The organism is Peribacillus alkalitolerans, from assembly GCF_010882125.1.
GTDB classification, from domain to species: domain Bacteria; phylum Bacillota; class Bacilli; order Bacillales; family DSM-1321; genus Bacillus_BN; species Bacillus_BN alkalitolerans.
On the sequence record NZ_JAAGVZ010000006.1, the window covers coordinates 175,715 to 190,693 of the forward strand.

Annotated in this window: 18 protein-coding genes and 3 other annotated features; of the genes, 16 read left to right on the top strand and 2 right to left on the bottom strand. The window is 37.9% G+C overall.

The window, feature by feature from the left end; all coding sequences use genetic code 11:
• The first annotated feature begins 139 nt into the window (after positions 1-139).
• The 13 genes from speD (at position 140) to G3O09_RS09700 (ending at position 11,070) form a co-directional block, all read left to right on the top strand.
• On the top strand, positions 140-520 hold the full coding sequence (gene speD, locus G3O09_RS09640; RefSeq protein ID WP_108671248.1) for an adenosylmethionine decarboxylase: 381 nt from the start codon (positions 140-142) through the stop codon (positions 518-520).
• 133 nt (positions 521-653) lie between these two features.
• Positions 654-1,034, top strand: coding sequence for a cytosolic protein (locus G3O09_RS09645; protein WP_163101266.1), 381 nt, complete (start codon positions 654-656; stop codon positions 1,032-1,034).
• 111 nt (positions 1,035-1,145) lie between these two features.
• Positions 1,146-1,607, top strand: coding sequence for a transcriptional regulator NrdR (gene nrdR / locus G3O09_RS09650; protein WP_163101267.1), 462 nt, complete (start codon positions 1,146-1,148; stop codon positions 1,605-1,607).
• A gap of 152 nt (positions 1,608-1,759) precedes the next feature.
• Entirely contained in the window at positions 1,760-3,169 is a 1,410-nt protein-coding gene (locus tag G3O09_RS09655) for a replication initiation and membrane attachment family protein (RefSeq protein WP_163101268.1), read from the top strand.
• An 8-nt stretch (positions 3,170-3,177) separates the two neighbouring features.
• Positions 3,178-4,116, top strand: a complete 939-nt coding sequence (gene dnaI, locus G3O09_RS09660) for a primosomal protein DnaI (RefSeq protein WP_163101269.1) — start codon at positions 3,178-3,180, stop codon at positions 4,114-4,116.
• Positions 4,117-4,347: 231 nt separating this feature from the next.
• The gene (gene ytxC, locus G3O09_RS09665; protein WP_163101270.1) at positions 4,348-5,220 is read left to right on the top strand and encodes a sporulation protein YtxC; all 873 of its coding nucleotides are present in this window, start codon (positions 4,348-4,350) and stop codon (positions 5,218-5,220) included.
• Positions 5,221-5,296: 76 nt separating this feature from the next.
• Positions 5,297-5,538 (top strand) — a binding site (T-box leader).
• A 65-nt stretch (positions 5,539-5,603) separates the two neighbouring features.
• The gene (thrS, locus tag G3O09_RS09670; RefSeq protein ID WP_163101271.1) at positions 5,604-7,535 is read left to right on the top strand and encodes a threonine--tRNA ligase; all 1,932 of its coding nucleotides are present in this window, start codon (positions 5,604-5,606) and stop codon (positions 7,533-7,535) included.
• A gap of 506 nt (positions 7,536-8,041) precedes the next feature.
• Positions 8,042-8,539: a GNAT family N-acetyltransferase gene (locus tag G3O09_RS09675; protein ID WP_163101272.1), complete on the top strand. Its 498-nt coding sequence runs from the start codon at positions 8,042-8,044 to the stop codon at positions 8,537-8,539.
• A 136-nt stretch (positions 8,540-8,675) separates the two neighbouring features.
• Positions 8,676-8,810: a sequence feature (ribosomal protein L20 leader region), on the top strand.
• An 81-nt stretch (positions 8,811-8,891) separates the two neighbouring features.
• A complete protein-coding gene (gene infC / locus G3O09_RS09680) occupies positions 8,892-9,395 on the top strand; it encodes a translation initiation factor IF-3 (RefSeq protein WP_240338398.1) in 504 nt (167 codons plus the stop codon).
• A gap of 32 nt (positions 9,396-9,427) precedes the next feature.
• Positions 9,428-9,628: a 50S ribosomal protein L35 gene (rpmI, locus tag G3O09_RS09685; RefSeq protein ID WP_108671241.1), complete on the top strand. Its 201-nt coding sequence runs from the start codon at positions 9,428-9,430 to the stop codon at positions 9,626-9,628.
• Between the two features lie 23 nt (positions 9,629-9,651).
• Complete coding sequence (gene rplT, locus G3O09_RS09690) at positions 9,652-10,011, top strand: 50S ribosomal protein L20 (RefSeq protein WP_108671240.1); 360 nt, start codon at positions 9,652-9,654, stop codon at positions 10,009-10,011.
• A 93-nt stretch (positions 10,012-10,104) separates the two neighbouring features.
• Positions 10,105-10,371: a DUF1294 domain-containing protein gene (locus G3O09_RS09695; protein WP_163101273.1), complete on the top strand. Its 267-nt coding sequence runs from the start codon at positions 10,105-10,107 to the stop codon at positions 10,369-10,371.
• A 117-nt stretch (positions 10,372-10,488) separates the two neighbouring features.
• On the top strand, positions 10,489-11,070 hold the full coding sequence (locus G3O09_RS09700; RefSeq protein WP_163101274.1) for a TVP38/TMEM64 family protein: 582 nt from the start codon (positions 10,489-10,491) through the stop codon (positions 11,068-11,070).
• An 11-nt stretch (positions 11,071-11,081) separates the two neighbouring features.
• Here G3O09_RS09700 and G3O09_RS09705 read toward each other — a convergent pair whose 3' ends face one another.
• On the bottom strand, positions 11,082-11,471 hold the full coding sequence (locus G3O09_RS09705) for a sigma-w pathway protein ysdB (protein ID WP_163101275.1): 390 nt from the start codon (positions 11,469-11,471) through the stop codon (positions 11,082-11,084).
• A gap of 110 nt (positions 11,472-11,581) precedes the next feature.
• Here G3O09_RS09705 and G3O09_RS09710 point away from each other — a divergent pair, with 110 nt between their 5' ends.
• Both G3O09_RS09710 and G3O09_RS09715 read left to right on the top strand, forming a co-directional pair.
• Entirely contained in the window at positions 11,582-12,073 is a 492-nt protein-coding gene (locus tag G3O09_RS09710) for a dUTP diphosphatase (RefSeq protein WP_163101276.1), read from the top strand.
• Between the two features lie 92 nt (positions 12,074-12,165).
• Entirely contained in the window at positions 12,166-13,254 is a 1,089-nt protein-coding gene (locus G3O09_RS09715; RefSeq protein WP_163101277.1) for a M42 family metallopeptidase, read from the top strand.
• Positions 13,255-13,380: 126 nt separating this feature from the next.
• Here G3O09_RS09715 and sspI read toward each other — a convergent pair whose 3' ends face one another.
• On the bottom strand, positions 13,381-13,590 hold the full coding sequence (gene sspI / locus G3O09_RS09720; protein ID WP_163101278.1) for a small acid-soluble spore protein SspI: 210 nt from the start codon (positions 13,588-13,590) through the stop codon (positions 13,381-13,383).
• Between the two features lie 142 nt (positions 13,591-13,732).
• Between sspI and G3O09_RS09725 the strand changes: the two genes are divergently transcribed.
• Positions 13,733-14,449, top strand: a complete 717-nt coding sequence (locus tag G3O09_RS09725) for a TrmH family RNA methyltransferase (RefSeq protein WP_205439641.1) — start codon at positions 13,733-13,735, stop codon at positions 14,447-14,449.
• A gap of 61 nt (positions 14,450-14,510) precedes the next feature.
• Positions 14,511-14,744 (top strand) — a binding site (T-box leader).
• The last annotated feature ends 235 nt before the right edge of the window (positions 14,745-14,979 follow it).

The window sequence follows — 14,979 nt, forward strand, 5'->3', positions numbered from 1 at the left end:
TCGTGAACTTCTTCGGAAGACAGCTTGGTACTACTTAAAGGGTTAGGACCTCTTCGGACTAACTTTCCCCCGTGGTAGTCGCCATTTCTTTGTTGTAAAAATCACGGAAATCTTATCATGTTAAAGGGGGAAAATTAACATGGAAACTATGGGTAGACATGTAATTTCTGAGCTTTGGGGTTGTGATTTTGAAAAATTGAATGATGTGGTAAAAATTGAACAAATCTTTGTTGACGCTGCACTTAAATCAGGTGCTGAAGTTCGCGAAGTTGCGTTTCATAAATTTGCTCCACAAGGTGTAAGCGGAGTTGTCATCATCTCTGAATCACACTTAACTATTCACAGTTTCCCGGAACACGGCTATGCTAGCATTGACGTGTATACGTGTGGAGAATTAGATCCTAATATTGCTGCAGACTACATTGCTGAAGCTCTTGGTGCTCAAACTCGTGAAAACATCGAGCTTCCACGTGGTATGGGTCCAGTTCAAGTCAATAAATCACAAGTAAAAGCATTATAATATGTGTAATCACAAGAGGTGTAAAAATACACCTCTTTTTTATTTGCCTTTGTATTTAAAACAGACTATTGTACATAATTTCGATAATATGTTTAAAATATAAGAAATTTATATTTTTTAGTGAGGTAGAGTAATGGGATTATTCTCGTCATTTTTAAAACGATTTGATAGTCAGGTGGAAACAGGGGACCATAATCCTGATGATCGACTTAAAACTCATTATTATAAAGCGGATTTACGTAAAGTTCTTAGTGAAATAGAACAAGTATTAAAGGGGAAAAATGCAGTAATAGGGACTGTTTCGTATGACCATGGTGAATTGTCTGCGACTATTAAATCTCCAATGAAAGCGTTTGTTGTAGCATCCATTGTCTCAGTACGTCCTTTTGAAACGGCACTTGATTTTACAATTTCAACTGAAATGAAAAAAATAACGGGAAATTACAATGTATTAGCTGATTTGATTCATTCTCTTTATCTTGAAATGGATCAAAGAGTTCCTATCAAAAAATAAGGACCTATATTTCGTATACAATAAATAATTAAGTTGTACTGTACCCTCCTTTTTTATAAGATAATGGTAAGAAATAAAATCGAATGGGCATGACTAAACGGAGCTGATTAAATGAAATGTCCAAGCTGTTTGAATAGTGGGACTCGTGTTTTAGATTCTCGTCCTGTCGATGAAGGACGTTCTACAAGAAGAAGGCGTGAATGTGAACTTTGTGGATTCCGCTTCACCACCTTTGAAAAAGTTGAGGAAACCCCCTTAATCGTCGTAAAAAAAGAAGGAACTAGAGAAGAATTCAGCGGCGACAAGATTTTGCGCGGTCTAATTAAAGCATGCGAAAAACGTCCAGTACCATTAAAAGTAATAGAAGATATTACTCATGAGGTAGAGAAGGAATTACGTAATCAGGGTATTTCTGAAATAAAGAGCGAAGCTATCGGTGAGATGGTCATGGATAGATTGGCTAAGGTTGATGAAGTGGCTTATGTACGTTTCGCATCTGTTTACAGACAATTTAAAGATATCAATGTATTTATTGAAGAACTAAAGGATTTAATCAATAGAGAACGGGATTAAGAGCTAAACTAGTGCTTTAGCTCTTTTTTTTCAGGTTAGGAAGTATATTTTTAAATTATAGAGCAGTGTCTAGCTACATGAATAAGACAAGCTAGTGCCAAATGCAATTCTGCTTTTCTTATCAGTGAGGCTTTTTTAGAGAGGTTGAGTATATGTCTAAACATTGGCAAGAATTAGTGCCGGTAGATAGCTATGAAATATCTTCAAGCGGTTTGCTACATGATTATGATCGAAAAGTTATTGCTTTGTTATATCAACCATTGATTGGTTCGATTGCTATGAGCTTATATTTCACTTTTTGGAGTGAACTAGAACAGAATAGAATATGGTCAAGTGGCTCTTCATTCCACCGTGGATTAATGAATGTTATGAGTTTGAATTTAAGTGAAATCTATGATGCCAGAAAAAAACTAGAAGGCATTGGACTATTGAAGGTTTGGAGAAAAAAATCCGAGGATCGTCAACATTTCATTTATGAATTACAGCCTCCTCTGACACCAGAGGAATTTCTTCATGATGGAATGCTAAATATCTATCTGCATAAAAGGTTGGGAAAACAGCATTATCAGAAGCTAAAGGAATTCTTTAGTGATAAGGTTGTGGATGAAAAAGAATACGAACCTGTAACGAAGAGCTTTTCTGATGTGTTTATTTCCGGACATCTGGAATCACTTTATGTATCGGATGAATCGAAGGAAGATCTTGTGCCTGAACCTTCACACAGATATATTGGCAGACAAGAGGGTTCTTCACCAATTGGTTTTGAGGAATCTTTTGATTTTAACCTGTTTTTTGCTGGGTTAAGTAGTACGTTCGTTTCGAAAAAAGCTTTTGCTCCAAAGGTAAAAGAAGCAATAGCAAAAATTGCGTTTCTATACGGGATTAATCCATTACAGATGCAGGGGCTTGTTTTACGGTCAGTAGATGAAAACAAGGAAGTCAATATTGAGGCGTTACGGAAAAATGCAAGAGATTGGTATCAAGTAGAATATCAAGACGACTTGCCGTCGCTAGCAGAAAGAGTACAGCCGCCCCACCTGCATTCTCTGACATCTGAACCAAGAAATGAAGAGGAAAAGCATATTAAGCATCTTGAGACAGTCTCTCCATTAAAACGATTGAAAGAGCTGTCGGGTGGTGCAGAACCTTCCAAATCGGATATCACAATTGTAGAAGGTATTATGATGAACCAGCAGCTCCCGCCTGGCGTTGTCAATGTACTGATTGAATATGTCATGATAAAGACGGATATGAAATTGACAAAAGGGTATGTAGATAAAATAGCCGGGCATTGGGCTAGAAAGAATATTAAAACGGTCATAGATGCTATGGATCTTGCAAAAAAAGAAAATCAGCAGTATCTATCTTGGCAAGAAGAAAAGAAAAATAAACAAGACAAACCATCCAGACAAAAGAAGGTTGTTCGCCAAGAGTACATCCCTGATTGGATGAGTGAGAGCAAAACAACGGAAACCTCCTCTGATGGAGAAGAACTTTCTCCAGAGCTTGAACAGAAGCGGAAAGAGCTTGAGGAAAAAATTAAAAGGCTTAAAAAGAGGTGAAGCCTATCATGGAGAAAATAACGAACAGGCTAAGTAAATTAACAAATACTGCACAGTTTAACGAACGTTACGAAACGATTCGTAAAGAAGTGTTGAATGACCCAGACATTGCCGTTTTCATAAATAAACATAGCACTTCTGTCACAAAAGAAATGGTAGATAAAAGTTTAGTTAAACTTTATGAATTTAGTACACAAAGTAAAAATTGTGAAAAGTGCCCAAGTCTTGAAGGTTGCATTAACATGATGGAAGGCTACCATCCGGAACTGATTATTCAAAGAAATAGAATTGACCTTCAATATGATCGTTGTCCAAGGAAATTGGCTGCAGATGATAGAAAGCGTCACGAAAGCTTTATTAAAAGCTTATATGTACCAAAAGATATTTTGTCCGCTTCCATGGCTGACTTCAATAGCACGAACATTACTGAAGAAAGGCTATTTGCAGTTTCTGAGGCCATGCAGTTTATTGAGGACTTGGATCAAGGAAGAAAGGCTAAAGGATTGTACATCCATGGTAGTTTCGGAGTTGGGAAATCCTATTTGCTAGGGGCAATCGCCAATGAATTGGCAGATAGAAAAATCCCGACTATGATCGTGTATGTACCCGACTTTTTCAGAGAAATGAAGGCATCTATTCAAGACCATTCATTGAATGATAAAATCGATACGATTAAAAAAGCCAATATACTCATGTTAGACGATATTGGTGCTGAGACGATGTCCAGCTGGGCTCGTGATGAAGTTCTTGGCCCGATTTTGCAATTCCGCATGCTTGAAAGTCTCCCGACCTTTTTTACCTCTAATTTTGATTTTCAAGGATTAGAGACTCATATGACAACCTCACAACGAGGCGAGGTTGAGCAGGTAAAAGCAAAGAGACTGATGGAACGAATTCGTACTCTTGCAAAACCTGTGATGTTAAAAGGAAAAAATTTGAGGGACTAATGAAATGTCCCGTTTTACCGTCTCAATTCAGGAGGCGGTTTTTTTGATTCTTGAAAAATACAATGTAGAAAATAGTTATATTGCCAATATAAGGAATGAATAATTCGTACTACTTTGTCTCTTTTTTACCCTTGAGACTCGCAAATCGGCGAGTTTTCTAAGTTTTATGCTTCTATTTGTAAGGCTTATCCCATATATATGAAATAGGAAGCATGGCAAGGGGGGGTATCGTTGGTACACATTCATTTTGCTTCTGAGAAAGAAGCAGCTTCGATCATGAAATATGCTTCAGCACATTCATTAAGTGCGGAGCTTCACACATATATGAAGTATGAAAACGGTGAGAGCATTTATTTATTCATTGAAGAACAGAATTTTTTTCCAATGTTAGAATGGCTTAGTGAAAGCTTATTTTCTTATATGAAGAATGAACTGATGATTCATTGGTTAGAGCAAATCATCCGTGAGAGATTTTATTATCAAGAATGTGAAGAAATAACGGATATCGTTGATATTGCCTTATCCATTATTGAAGGACAAACAGAGATTCAGTCTCCAGATTGCTTTTGGGATAATGAAAAGGAAGTCGTTAAGAATGGCTTACACTCCATTTTGCAGGCGAATACATCCTTTTCATTCCACTCTTTTTCGAAGTTCCGACTGAAAGGTCTAAATGAAAAGTTATTAGAATTTGTTGAACTGGCCATTGATGAATACAAGCTTGAACAGGATTATCAAAACTTTATCCATTTTCTAAGGGAATTCATGCATGCACAAAAGCCAAAGGCGAGTGTCTTGCATGTATTACATAAGGATAGTGTTGAATTCTATTCAGAGTCATTTGAAAAATTGGAAAAAAGGGAGATAATTAAGCAAATAGACCGGAAGCTCCTTGCGGAAAATCCGATGTATATTGACTCGAATTTAATTGCTCCTTTAATTTCAATCGCACCAGAAAAGCTTTTTCTATATGCAGACAGGACAGATCATGGAGTCATCCAAACGGTAATGAGGATATTCGAAGAAAGAGCATCCATTATGTCAATTGCCCAATTTTATTCATTGCAATATGAAAAATTGAATGAAAAAGATAGAGTTCTTTAAGTAAATAAGTTCCACTTTTGCCCCTTGATTTTCCTTGAATAACCATCTATAATATCCTACATAATAGATTTTATATCTAAATGTCATGATAAGGACATGGGTATTCTGAGTATGGTTTACAGAGAGGGAAGCCAAGGCTGCAAGCTTTCCATCCGGACAGAGTGCTTACCACCTTTGAACTTCAGCTATGAAAGAATTTCGAGTATTGGCTGACGGATGCTGCCGTTATCAGTTTCTAAGTGTTATTTTTTCTCTAATGAAAAAATAAAACATGGGTGGAACCGCGGGTTACTTTTGATAATTAAGCTCGTCCCTGTTATACAGGGGCGGGCTTTTTATATTTTTATAAACTATTTTTTACAAATTGAAGGAGTTGAGTCTGTGTGTCTGAAATGATTAAAATCACTTTCCCTGACGGAGCAGTAAAGGAGTATGCTAAAGGCACGACGACTGAAGATATAGCTGCTAGTATCAGTCCGGGATTAAAAAAGAAATCATTAGCTGGTAAGGTAAACGGTGAATTATTTGATTTAACTAGAGCGATTGAAGATGATTCTTCCATCGAAATTATCACTCAGGATTCCAAAGAAGCATTGGAAATTCTTCGTCACAGTACAGCGCATTTGATGGCACAAGCGATCAAACGTCTGTATAAGAATGTAAAGCTAGGTGTTGGACCTGTCATTGAAGGTGGTTTCTATTACGATATCGACTTGGATGAAGCCATTTCCGCTGAGGACCTGCCTGCGATTGAAAAAGAAATGAAAAAAATTGTGAATGAAAACATTGCTGTCATCCGTAAAGAAGTTTCTCGTGATGAAGCGGTTCAACTTTTCAAAGAATTAGATGATGAATATAAGCTTGAACTTATTGAAGCGATTCCTGCTGATGAAACTGTAACGTTGTATGAACAAGGCGATTTCATTGACCTTTGCCGAGGAATTCACGTTCCATCCACTGGGAAAATTAAAGAGTTCAAATTGTTAAGCATTGCCGGTGCGTACTGGAGAGGCAACAGCGACAATAAAATGCTACAACGTATTTACGGAACTGCTTTCTTCAAGAAAGAAGAATTAGCTGAACACTTACGTCTACTTGAAGAGGCTAAGGAACGCGACCACCGTAAGCTAGGTAAAGAGTTGAACCTATTCATGAATTCCCAAAAGGTAGGCCAAGGCTTGCCATTATGGCTTCCAAAAGGTGCAACTATCCGCCGAGTGATAGAGCGTTATATCGTAGATAAAGAATCACGACTTGGATATGACCATGTTTATACACCAGTTATGGGAAGCGTAGATCTATATAAAACTTCTGGTCACTGGGATCACTATCAAGATGGCATGTTCCCTGTCATGGAAATGGATAACGAGCAGTTAGTTCTGCGTCCTATGAACTGTCCTCATCACATGATGATTTATAAAAATGACATCCACAGCTATCGTGAATTACCGATTCGTATTGCAGAGTTAGGAACAATGCACCGTTATGAAATGTCAGGGGCATTGGCAGGACTTCAACGTGTACGTGGTATGACATTGAATGATGCGCACATCTTTGTAAGACCTGATCAAATCAAAGAAGAGTTCAAGCGTGTTGTTAATCTAGTTCTTGAAGTGTACAAAGATTTCAATATGGATGACTATTCCTTCCGCCTTTCTTATCGTGATCCTCAAGATACTGAAAAGTATTACGATGATGATGCGATGTGGGAAAAAGCTCAAAGCATGCTTAAAGAGGCAATGGATGAAATGGGCTTGGATTACTTTGAAGCTGAAGGTGAAGCAGCATTCTACGGTCCAAAGCTGGATGTTCAAGTGAAGACCGCACTTGGAAAAGAAGAGACTTTATCTACAGTCCAACTGGATTTCTTATTGCCAGAGCGCTTTGATTTAACTTATGTTGGGGAAGATGGAAAACCACATCGTCCAGTCGTTATCCACCGAGGAGTCGTTTCTACAATGGAACGCTTTGTTGCTTTCTTAATTGAAGAGTACAAGGGTGCATTCCCTACATGGCTTGCTCCTGTTCAAGTCCAAGTCATCCCAGTCTCTCCGGATGCTCACCTTGACTATGCAAAAGAAGTGAAAGAACAGCTTCAAGCAGCAGGACTTCGTGTAGACCTTGATCACCGCAATGAAAAAATCGGCTACAAGATCCGTGAAGCACAAATGCAAAAGGTTCCTTACATGCTGGTAGTAGGGGACAATGAAATTAAAGAAAACGCAGTAAACGTAAGAAAATATGGCGAACAGAATTCTGAAACAATGCCATTTACTGATTTCTTAAACAAAATCAAAGAAGAAGTTACTAAATAAATTAACACCTAGAGAGGCACCTCAGTTTTTGAGAGTGCCTCTTTATATAATCGCTCTGTTAAACTAGGCTGTTTATTGCAGCTAGTGCACTCGCTTTCCGCGGCTGGTTGGGAAGCTTCCTTTCGAGGGCTTACTGTTCAAAAAGGTAATCATAGCAAGTGAATGGATCCCTTTTGGGAGGATAAAGAGTCTAAAATGTAATCATACAACCGCAATGATGCCCTTTACGAGGACTAAAAAACCATAAAGGTAATCATAGCAGGTGAATGATTCCCTTTTGGGTGAGTAAAGTGTCCAAAAGGTAATCATACGAACTCAATGATGCCCTTTATGAGGACAAAATGACCATAAAGGTAATCATAGCAGGTGAAATAAGCCATTTTTTGCAGGAGGTGAACTCCAATTTAATCATTGGAGAGGAATGAAGCAGTAGTTGTTTCATCACCAACTCCAGAGTAATCTCGGGCTAAACAGGCACTTTCACATTCTTTAAATGGAGGGAAATCATGGATATCCGCGAAGTCAGAATTAGTGATGCAGGGGAATTATTGGCTTTGATGAAGACTGTGGAGATGTCGAACTTTATGCTTTTTGGACCAGGGGAACGAAAAACATCAGAAGAATCCTTCCAAAAACATTTGTCTAAAATTCAGGAAGATACTCATTCTCAAATTTTTGTAGCGGAAAATCCAGGGGGATTGATTGGCTACATGTTTGTTCTTGGGAATTCAACATTGCGAAATCGCCATTCCTCTTATATCGTCATTGGTGTCAAAGAAAGCGAGAGAGGAGCTGGAATTGGAAAGGCTTTGTTTAACAAAGCTGATCAATGGGCCGAAATGAACCAAATCCATCGTTTAGAGTTGACTGTGTTGGCCCATAACAAAAGAGCATTATCTTTATATCAAAAAATGGGATTTGAAATTGAAGGCACGAAACGTCATTCTCTATTCATTGATGGTGAGTTTAAAGATGAATATTACATGAGTAAATTAAGGAACTGACTAAAATTGGGAATGTAAAAAAGGTATTGCAATTGTGCCTATGATTTGATAGTATAAATTTTGTTGCTGATAAAACAGATATTTGACAGAGTGTTTTACAGTATGATATAGTTTCTAAGGTGAATTGAATACTTGTTTGAGGAAGAAGAGGCACCCGCTTCTCACCTGGATGACGCTTTCATGCAGTTAACAGGTTCATGACTTGATTATTGACTTTCGTTATTTAATCTTTCAGTGTGGGTGTTATGTGCATCCACACTTTTTTATTGCAATCGAAAGTGTCATGCGCTATTCCTTCCGAAAGTTGTATTCGCCCATTAAACCTTGGAGGTGGCTAACTATTAGCAAAGACATGTTGGTAAACGAGGGTATTCGTGCCCGCGAGGTTCGTCTCATTGACCAAAACGGTGAGCAATTAGGAATTAAGACCAAATTCGAAGCTCTGGATATTGCCGCTCGTGTAAATCTTGATGTTGTTCTTGTTGCTCCGACTGCTAAGCCTCCGGTAGCCAGAATCATGGACTACGGAAAGTTCCGCTTTGAGCAACAAAAGAAAGACAAAGAAGCTCGCAAAAATCAAAAGATTATCAATATCAAAGAGGTTCGCTTGAGCCCTTCGATTGACGATCATGACTTTAATACAAAGCTTCGTAATGCTCGTAAGTTCCTTGAAAAAGGAGACAAAGTAAAAGCATCCATCCGATTTAAAGGACGTGCGATTACCCATAAGGAAATCGGTCAACGCGTATTGGATCGCTTCTCTACAGAGTGCAACGACCTTGCAACTGTTGAACAGTCTCCTAAAATGGACGGACGTAGCATGTTCTTAGTTTTAGCACCGAAAAACGAAAAGTAATTCAATGACCATGTAATGAGGAGGAACATCTGATGCCTAAAATGAAAACTCACCGCGGATCTGCAAAGCGTTTCAAAAAGACGGGATCTGGGAAGCTAAAGCGTTCAAAAGCATACACAAGCCATTTATTTGCTAACAAATCAACTAAAGCAAAGCGTAAGCTTCGCAAAGCTGGCCTTGTAAGCAAAGGTGACTTCAAACGTATTCGTCATATGTTAGACAATATTAAGTAATTGAGAAATAGGAGGGAAACAACATGCCACGTGTAAAAGGCGGTACTGTTACTCGTAAACGTCGTAAAAAAGTTATCAAATTAGCTAAAGGTTACTACGGTTCAAAACATACATTATACAAAGTTGCTAACCAACAAGTAATGAAATCATTACAATATGCTTTCCGCGATCGTCGCCAAAAGAAACGCGACTTCCGTAAGCTTTGGATTACTCGTATCAACGCAGCTGCTCGCATCAACGGTCTTTCTTATAGCCGTTTAATGCATGGCTTAAAGCTTGCTGGTATCGAAGTAAACCGCAAAATGTTAGCTGAATTAGCAATCGCTGATGCAAAAGCTTTCGCTGAATTAGCAACAGTTGCTAAACAACAATTCGATAAGTAATATATAAAGCCATTCCCTGCTTAGGGAATGGCTTTTATTTCATTGCGAGATTCCAACTAAATATGTCAGGAAATGACACTCTAGGAGGTAAAGATGGGTTTATTAGAACTGTATTTTATAGTAATCAACATTGTTGGAATTGTAATTATGTTTTCGGATAAGCAAAAGGCTAAAAGAGGCCAATATCGCACACCAGAGCGGACGATTTGGATCATAGCATTATTGGGAGGTGCAGTAGGGGCTACAGTCGGAATGAACTGGTTCAGACATAAAACGAAGCATACATCCTTCAAAATTGGCTTACCTGTATTATCCCTATTGCATATCATCTTATATTTACTACTATTATCGAAACTGTAATATTAGCTTAACTAACTGTATAAGCTTTACAAAGTAGCAATAAAAGAAGAACTGACTTACTAACCCAGGCTACATACTTGTGAAAGCAACATGAGATCATTTGGGAGAGGTGGTAAGATGGACGAAAATCTGTTGATGGTTCTCTCGTTTATTGAAGAGCAGTCATACTGGGCTCCAATTGTATTCATTGGTTTTCATGTACTTCGTCAGTTTTTCTGGATTCCAGTTGCAATCGTTTGTATGGCAGGCGGCATTTTATTTGAATCGGTATATGGAACGATTTATTCAATCATTGGATTGACTTTATCCAATATAGTGTTTTATGCCATTATAGATAAGATCCCATTTTTCTCGAAAAAATTGGAAAGCCTTAAAGAAAAACTCTTTGGGAGATATGGAAGGCTAAATGTCCAGCAAATTTCGATATTACGTCTCATTCCCTTTGTTCATTACCATCTGTTGTCTTTATGTCTAAAAGAAGTAAAAAAGGATTTTAAAAGCTTTGCCTATTATTCCTTTTTGACTAACTTACCTCTAGCATTCTTTTATACCGTATTTGGCCATTATATCAAACAATTTTCATTATCGATTTCCCTGCTATTACTACTATGCTTGACATTATTAGTCTATTTAGTGAGAGAGAAGACAAAGGTCATTGCATGGGGAGAATTTTTTAAACAACAGGTAAAACAGCCTTGAGATTCTTATTCTCAAGGCTGTTTTTCTATTAAGAACTCTTTAATTGGACTCTTCCAGTCAATAACCGCATCAGGATAGTTTTTCCTAACCTCGGATTCAATGTAGAGAAAGTCTGAACGTTCTAATCCCTTAAGTGACATAGTGCTTTTTGGCCAAATAAAAATAGAGATGACTTCAAATGCCTTTTCTGTGGTCCCTAGATATTTTTCCCCCTCAAATAAAACCCCTTTATAGGTAAGAAGGAAATTTTTACGAATATTTCCTGTATCATCAAGAAAAAAATATTTCTTCTGCTCATGTGCCAGTTCAAGCTTCCGTTTAGGACTAGTTAAATATTTAAAGGCTGAATAGACAATAAAAACAAAGATGGCGAATAAAGCCAATCTGAATAACCACAACATAGCATTGGACCTCCTGCAAACAAGCACTTATTTTCTACTTTCTACGTCTGGATTAAGAAAAAGTTTCAATACTTTGCTATAATTTTTAAAAAAAGATTATTGGAGGAATCATGGATTACAATCAACTGTTCAAGATGCAAAAAGCTTTAGATACACATATAGAAGAAAAGCATGGACTATTAGAAGTGGATTTAATAGAAAAAAAAATATTGGCCTTTCTTGTGGAATTAGGAGAATTAGCCAATGAAACGCGTTGCTTTAAATTCTGGAGTATAAAAGAATCATCCCCTAAGCAGAAGATTCTAGAAGAATATGTAGATGGTGTTCACTTCATCTTATCCCTTGGTATTGACTTAGGTTTAGATGATTCTCTAGAAGATTTACATAAAACAACTGTTGAAAGGTCGATAACGGATCAATTCTTACGTGTTTTTGAAGTGACAATGTCTTTCAAATCTGAAAAGGTACAAGCCACTTACCATGAATTATTCACTCAATATATTCTTTTGGGTGAGCTACTTGGCTTTTCTCAAAAAGAAGTAAAGGAAGCATATATCGAAAAAAATAGGGTTAATTTTGAAAGACAAGAGCAAGGATATTAAATGTGCAATACGTGCAACAATTATTAGAATTTTGCCGAGTTTTTCTATATTCTGTATAATGGAAGAGAATGATTTTTAAAGGGGGCAGCAATATGGCAAAAATGGATGGAACATTGGAGATGCTTAAGGATCTAACAGATGCAAATGGGATTCCTGGCAACGAGAGAGAAGCAAGAGAAGTCATGAAGAAATACATAGCACCTTACTCGGATGAAGTAATTACTGATGGTCTAGGCAGCTTAATCGCAGTTAAAACTGGAAAAGCAGACGGACCAAAAATTATGGTGGCAGGACATTTAGATGAAGTTGGATTCATGCTTACACAAATCGATGACAAGGGATTCCTTCGCTTCCAAACAGTAGGCGGTTGGTGGTCACAAGTTATGCTTGCACAACGAGTGACAATCGTAACGCGTAAAGGAGAAAAAGTGACAGGAGTCATCGGCTCAAAGCCACCTCATATCCTTTCACCTGAAGCTCGTAAAAAGCCTGTAGAAATTAAAGATATGTTCATTGATATTGGTGCTTCTAGCCGTGAAGAAGCAGAAGGATGGGGAGTTCGTCCTGGAGACATGGTCGTTCCACACTTCGAATTCACAGTAATGAACAATGAAAAAATGCTACTTGCAAAAGCATGGGATAACCGCATTGGCTGTGCAATTGCAATTGATGTCCTAAAGCAATTGAAAGGTACTGATCATCCAAACGTAGTGTATGGTGTAGGAACTGTTCAAGAAGAAGTAGGTCTTCGTGGAGCAAAAACTTCAGCATTCAAAATCCAACCTGATATCGGGTTCGGAGTTGATGTTGGAATTGCAGGAGACACTCCAGGAGTAAGTGAAAAAGAAGCGATGGGTAAAATGGGCAAAGGACCACAAATTATCCTATATGATGCGTCCATGGTTTCGCACAAAGGATTACGCGATTTTGTTACCGACGTTGCAGATGAAAATAACATCCCTTACCAATTTGATTCTATGGCGGGTGGGGGAACAGATTCAGGTGCTATCCACATGACAGCAAATGGTGTACCTGCCCTTTCCATTACGATTGCAACTCGCTATATCCATTCGCATGCAGCAATGCTACACCGTGATGACTATGAAAATGCTGTAAAGCTAATCGTTGAAGTCATCAAGCGACTAGATCGTGAAACAGTTAATAAGATTACTTTTGAATAAAATGTCATGAAACAAGCCTAGTTTTGGACTGGGCTTGTTTTTTATTTTGTAAACAGTTCCTAGAAAATCGCTTTGTGGAGTAGATATACTATTGTGAAAATCAAAAATAACAGCCGAGAACGGCTGTTATTTTTTTAAACCACTTTCTAATGTAGCTAACAATTCCTTTTTGTCTGCCTCAGATGAATTTTGCCAAATTACTTCAAAAAGTACACCAAGTCCTGGAAGCATTTTTTCTTCCCCGCTTTGGATTGCATCCACAATAGTATCTTCCAATTGATCCTGAGAATTGCCAGTCACATTATGTATGATGGCGTTGCGTAAATTTAAATTCATAGTCATGTCCTCCTTCTTGTATGTAACACTACTATTCTTTCCATTTGATGATTTATTATGTACAGTCTTTGGGCTATAATAGGAAAATCAGATTCTAGAAGGAGAGAGAACCTTGAAGTATATTCAGTCTCCACAAAATGCTATGGTAAAGCAATGGAAGAAATTATTGACGAAAAAAGAGCGGGACAAAAGCGATCTTTTTTTAATAGAAGGTTTTCATTTAGTAGAGGAAGCTCTCAAAAATAAAAGAGTTGTCACAATAATAAAGAATGAATATGTCGATTTACCTCATAATTGGAATATTGAAGATGAAGAAATATTTGAAGTACCAGAGTCTATAGTCGAGCTTTTAGCCGAGACTGAGACAACACAAGGCATTTTTGCTGTATGTGAAAAAAAGGAGTTAGTACCACTATCGTATCAAAAGGTATTAATGTTAGATGGTGTACAGGACCCTGGGAATTTAGGGACAATTATTAGAACTGCAGATGCAGCTGGTGTAAACCTCGTGATATTAGGTGAAGGTTGTGTCGACCTATATAACGGTAAAGTTCTGCGTTCAACACAAGGATCTGTTTTCCACCTTCCAGTAATGAAAGGTAAAATGGAAGAATGGATCGTCACTTTGAAGGATCAAAATATTCCGGTATATGGGACATCCCTTGAAAATGCAAAAGACTATAGAGAAATCTCAAGCCAAGAAACATTCGCATTGATTATGGGTAACGAAGGGAACGGTGTTCGGAAAGAACTATTAGATAGAACTGACCAAAACCTTTATATCCCCATCTTTGGACAGGCTGAATCGTTAAATGTGACGGTTGCAACAGGCATTCTTTTGTATGCATTGAATCAATAAGAAAGACAGTTGCATAGAATAACGAAACTGACTATAATGGGTTAAGGAAATCTTTCATAATAAAAAGACGTTGATAGAGAAAAGTAGCTATTTGAAAGCATTCAGGGAGAAAATGCCTAAGACTGAGAGCATTTTTATGTAGACAATATGTGAAGTTCACCTCTGTAGTCGGCACCGGGACCGCATTTTGCGTAAAGGTGCATCGGCATTATGCCGTTATCCAATGAAGTGAGTATACAGGTACCTCCTGTGTGCTAACAAGGGTGGTACCGCGATATAAAACCTCGTCCCTTTTTGGGATTGAGGTTTTTTTGTATTTCAAAAAGATCTGTTAAAGCTTATTGTTAATTTATCCACTAAGTTGATTGGAGTGGAAGGCGCTCGACTCCTGCGGGAGAAGCGGGACAGGTGAGACCCCACAGGCGCATTGTGCCGAGGAGGCTCACCGCCCGCCCCGCGGAAAGCGAGTGCCTGGAACGGAAATCAACAGCCCTGTTTAACAGAGCTTTTCAAAAAATTACATAATACTG

Excerpts from the sequence above, each read along its gene's own strand:
- speD (WP_108671248.1), top strand. The coding sequence starts at position 140 with ATGGAAACTATGGGTAGACATGTAATTTCTGAGCTTTGGGGTTGTGAT.
- G3O09_RS09645 (WP_163101266.1), top strand. The coding sequence starts at position 654 with ATGGGATTATTCTCGTCATTTTTAAAACGATTTGATAGTCAGGTGGAA.
- nrdR (WP_163101267.1), top strand. The coding sequence starts at position 1,146 with ATGAAATGTCCAAGCTGTTTGAATAGTGGGACTCGTGTTTTAGATTCT.
- G3O09_RS09655 (WP_163101268.1), top strand. The coding sequence starts at position 1,760 with ATGTCTAAACATTGGCAAGAATTAGTGCCGGTAGATAGCTATGAAATA.
- dnaI (WP_163101269.1), top strand. The coding sequence starts at position 3,178 with ATGGAGAAAATAACGAACAGGCTAAGTAAATTAACAAATACTGCACAG.
- G3O09_RS09675 (WP_163101272.1), top strand. The coding sequence starts at position 8,042 with ATGGATATCCGCGAAGTCAGAATTAGTGATGCAGGGGAATTATTGGCT.
- infC (WP_240338398.1), top strand. The coding sequence starts at position 8,892 with ATGTTGGTAAACGAGGGTATTCGTGCCCGCGAGGTTCGTCTCATTGAC.
- rpmI (WP_108671241.1), top strand. The coding sequence starts at position 9,428 with ATGCCTAAAATGAAAACTCACCGCGGATCTGCAAAGCGTTTCAAAAAG.
- rplT (WP_108671240.1), top strand. The coding sequence starts at position 9,652 with ATGCCACGTGTAAAAGGCGGTACTGTTACTCGTAAACGTCGTAAAAAA.
- G3O09_RS09695 (WP_163101273.1), top strand. The coding sequence starts at position 10,105 with ATGGGTTTATTAGAACTGTATTTTATAGTAATCAACATTGTTGGAATT.
- G3O09_RS09700 (WP_163101274.1), top strand. The coding sequence starts at position 10,489 with ATGGACGAAAATCTGTTGATGGTTCTCTCGTTTATTGAAGAGCAGTCA.
- G3O09_RS09705 (WP_163101275.1), bottom strand. The coding sequence starts at position 11,471 with ATGTTGTGGTTATTCAGATTGGCTTTATTCGCCATCTTTGTTTTTATT.
- G3O09_RS09710 (WP_163101276.1), top strand. The coding sequence starts at position 11,582 with ATGGATTACAATCAACTGTTCAAGATGCAAAAAGCTTTAGATACACAT.
- G3O09_RS09715 (WP_163101277.1), top strand. The coding sequence starts at position 12,166 with ATGGCAAAAATGGATGGAACATTGGAGATGCTTAAGGATCTAACAGAT.
- sspI (WP_163101278.1), bottom strand. The coding sequence starts at position 13,590 with ATGAATTTAAATTTACGCAACGCCATCATACATAATGTGACTGGCAAT.
- G3O09_RS09725 (WP_205439641.1), top strand. The coding sequence starts at position 13,733 with ATGGTAAAGCAATGGAAGAAATTATTGACGAAAAAAGAGCGGGACAAA.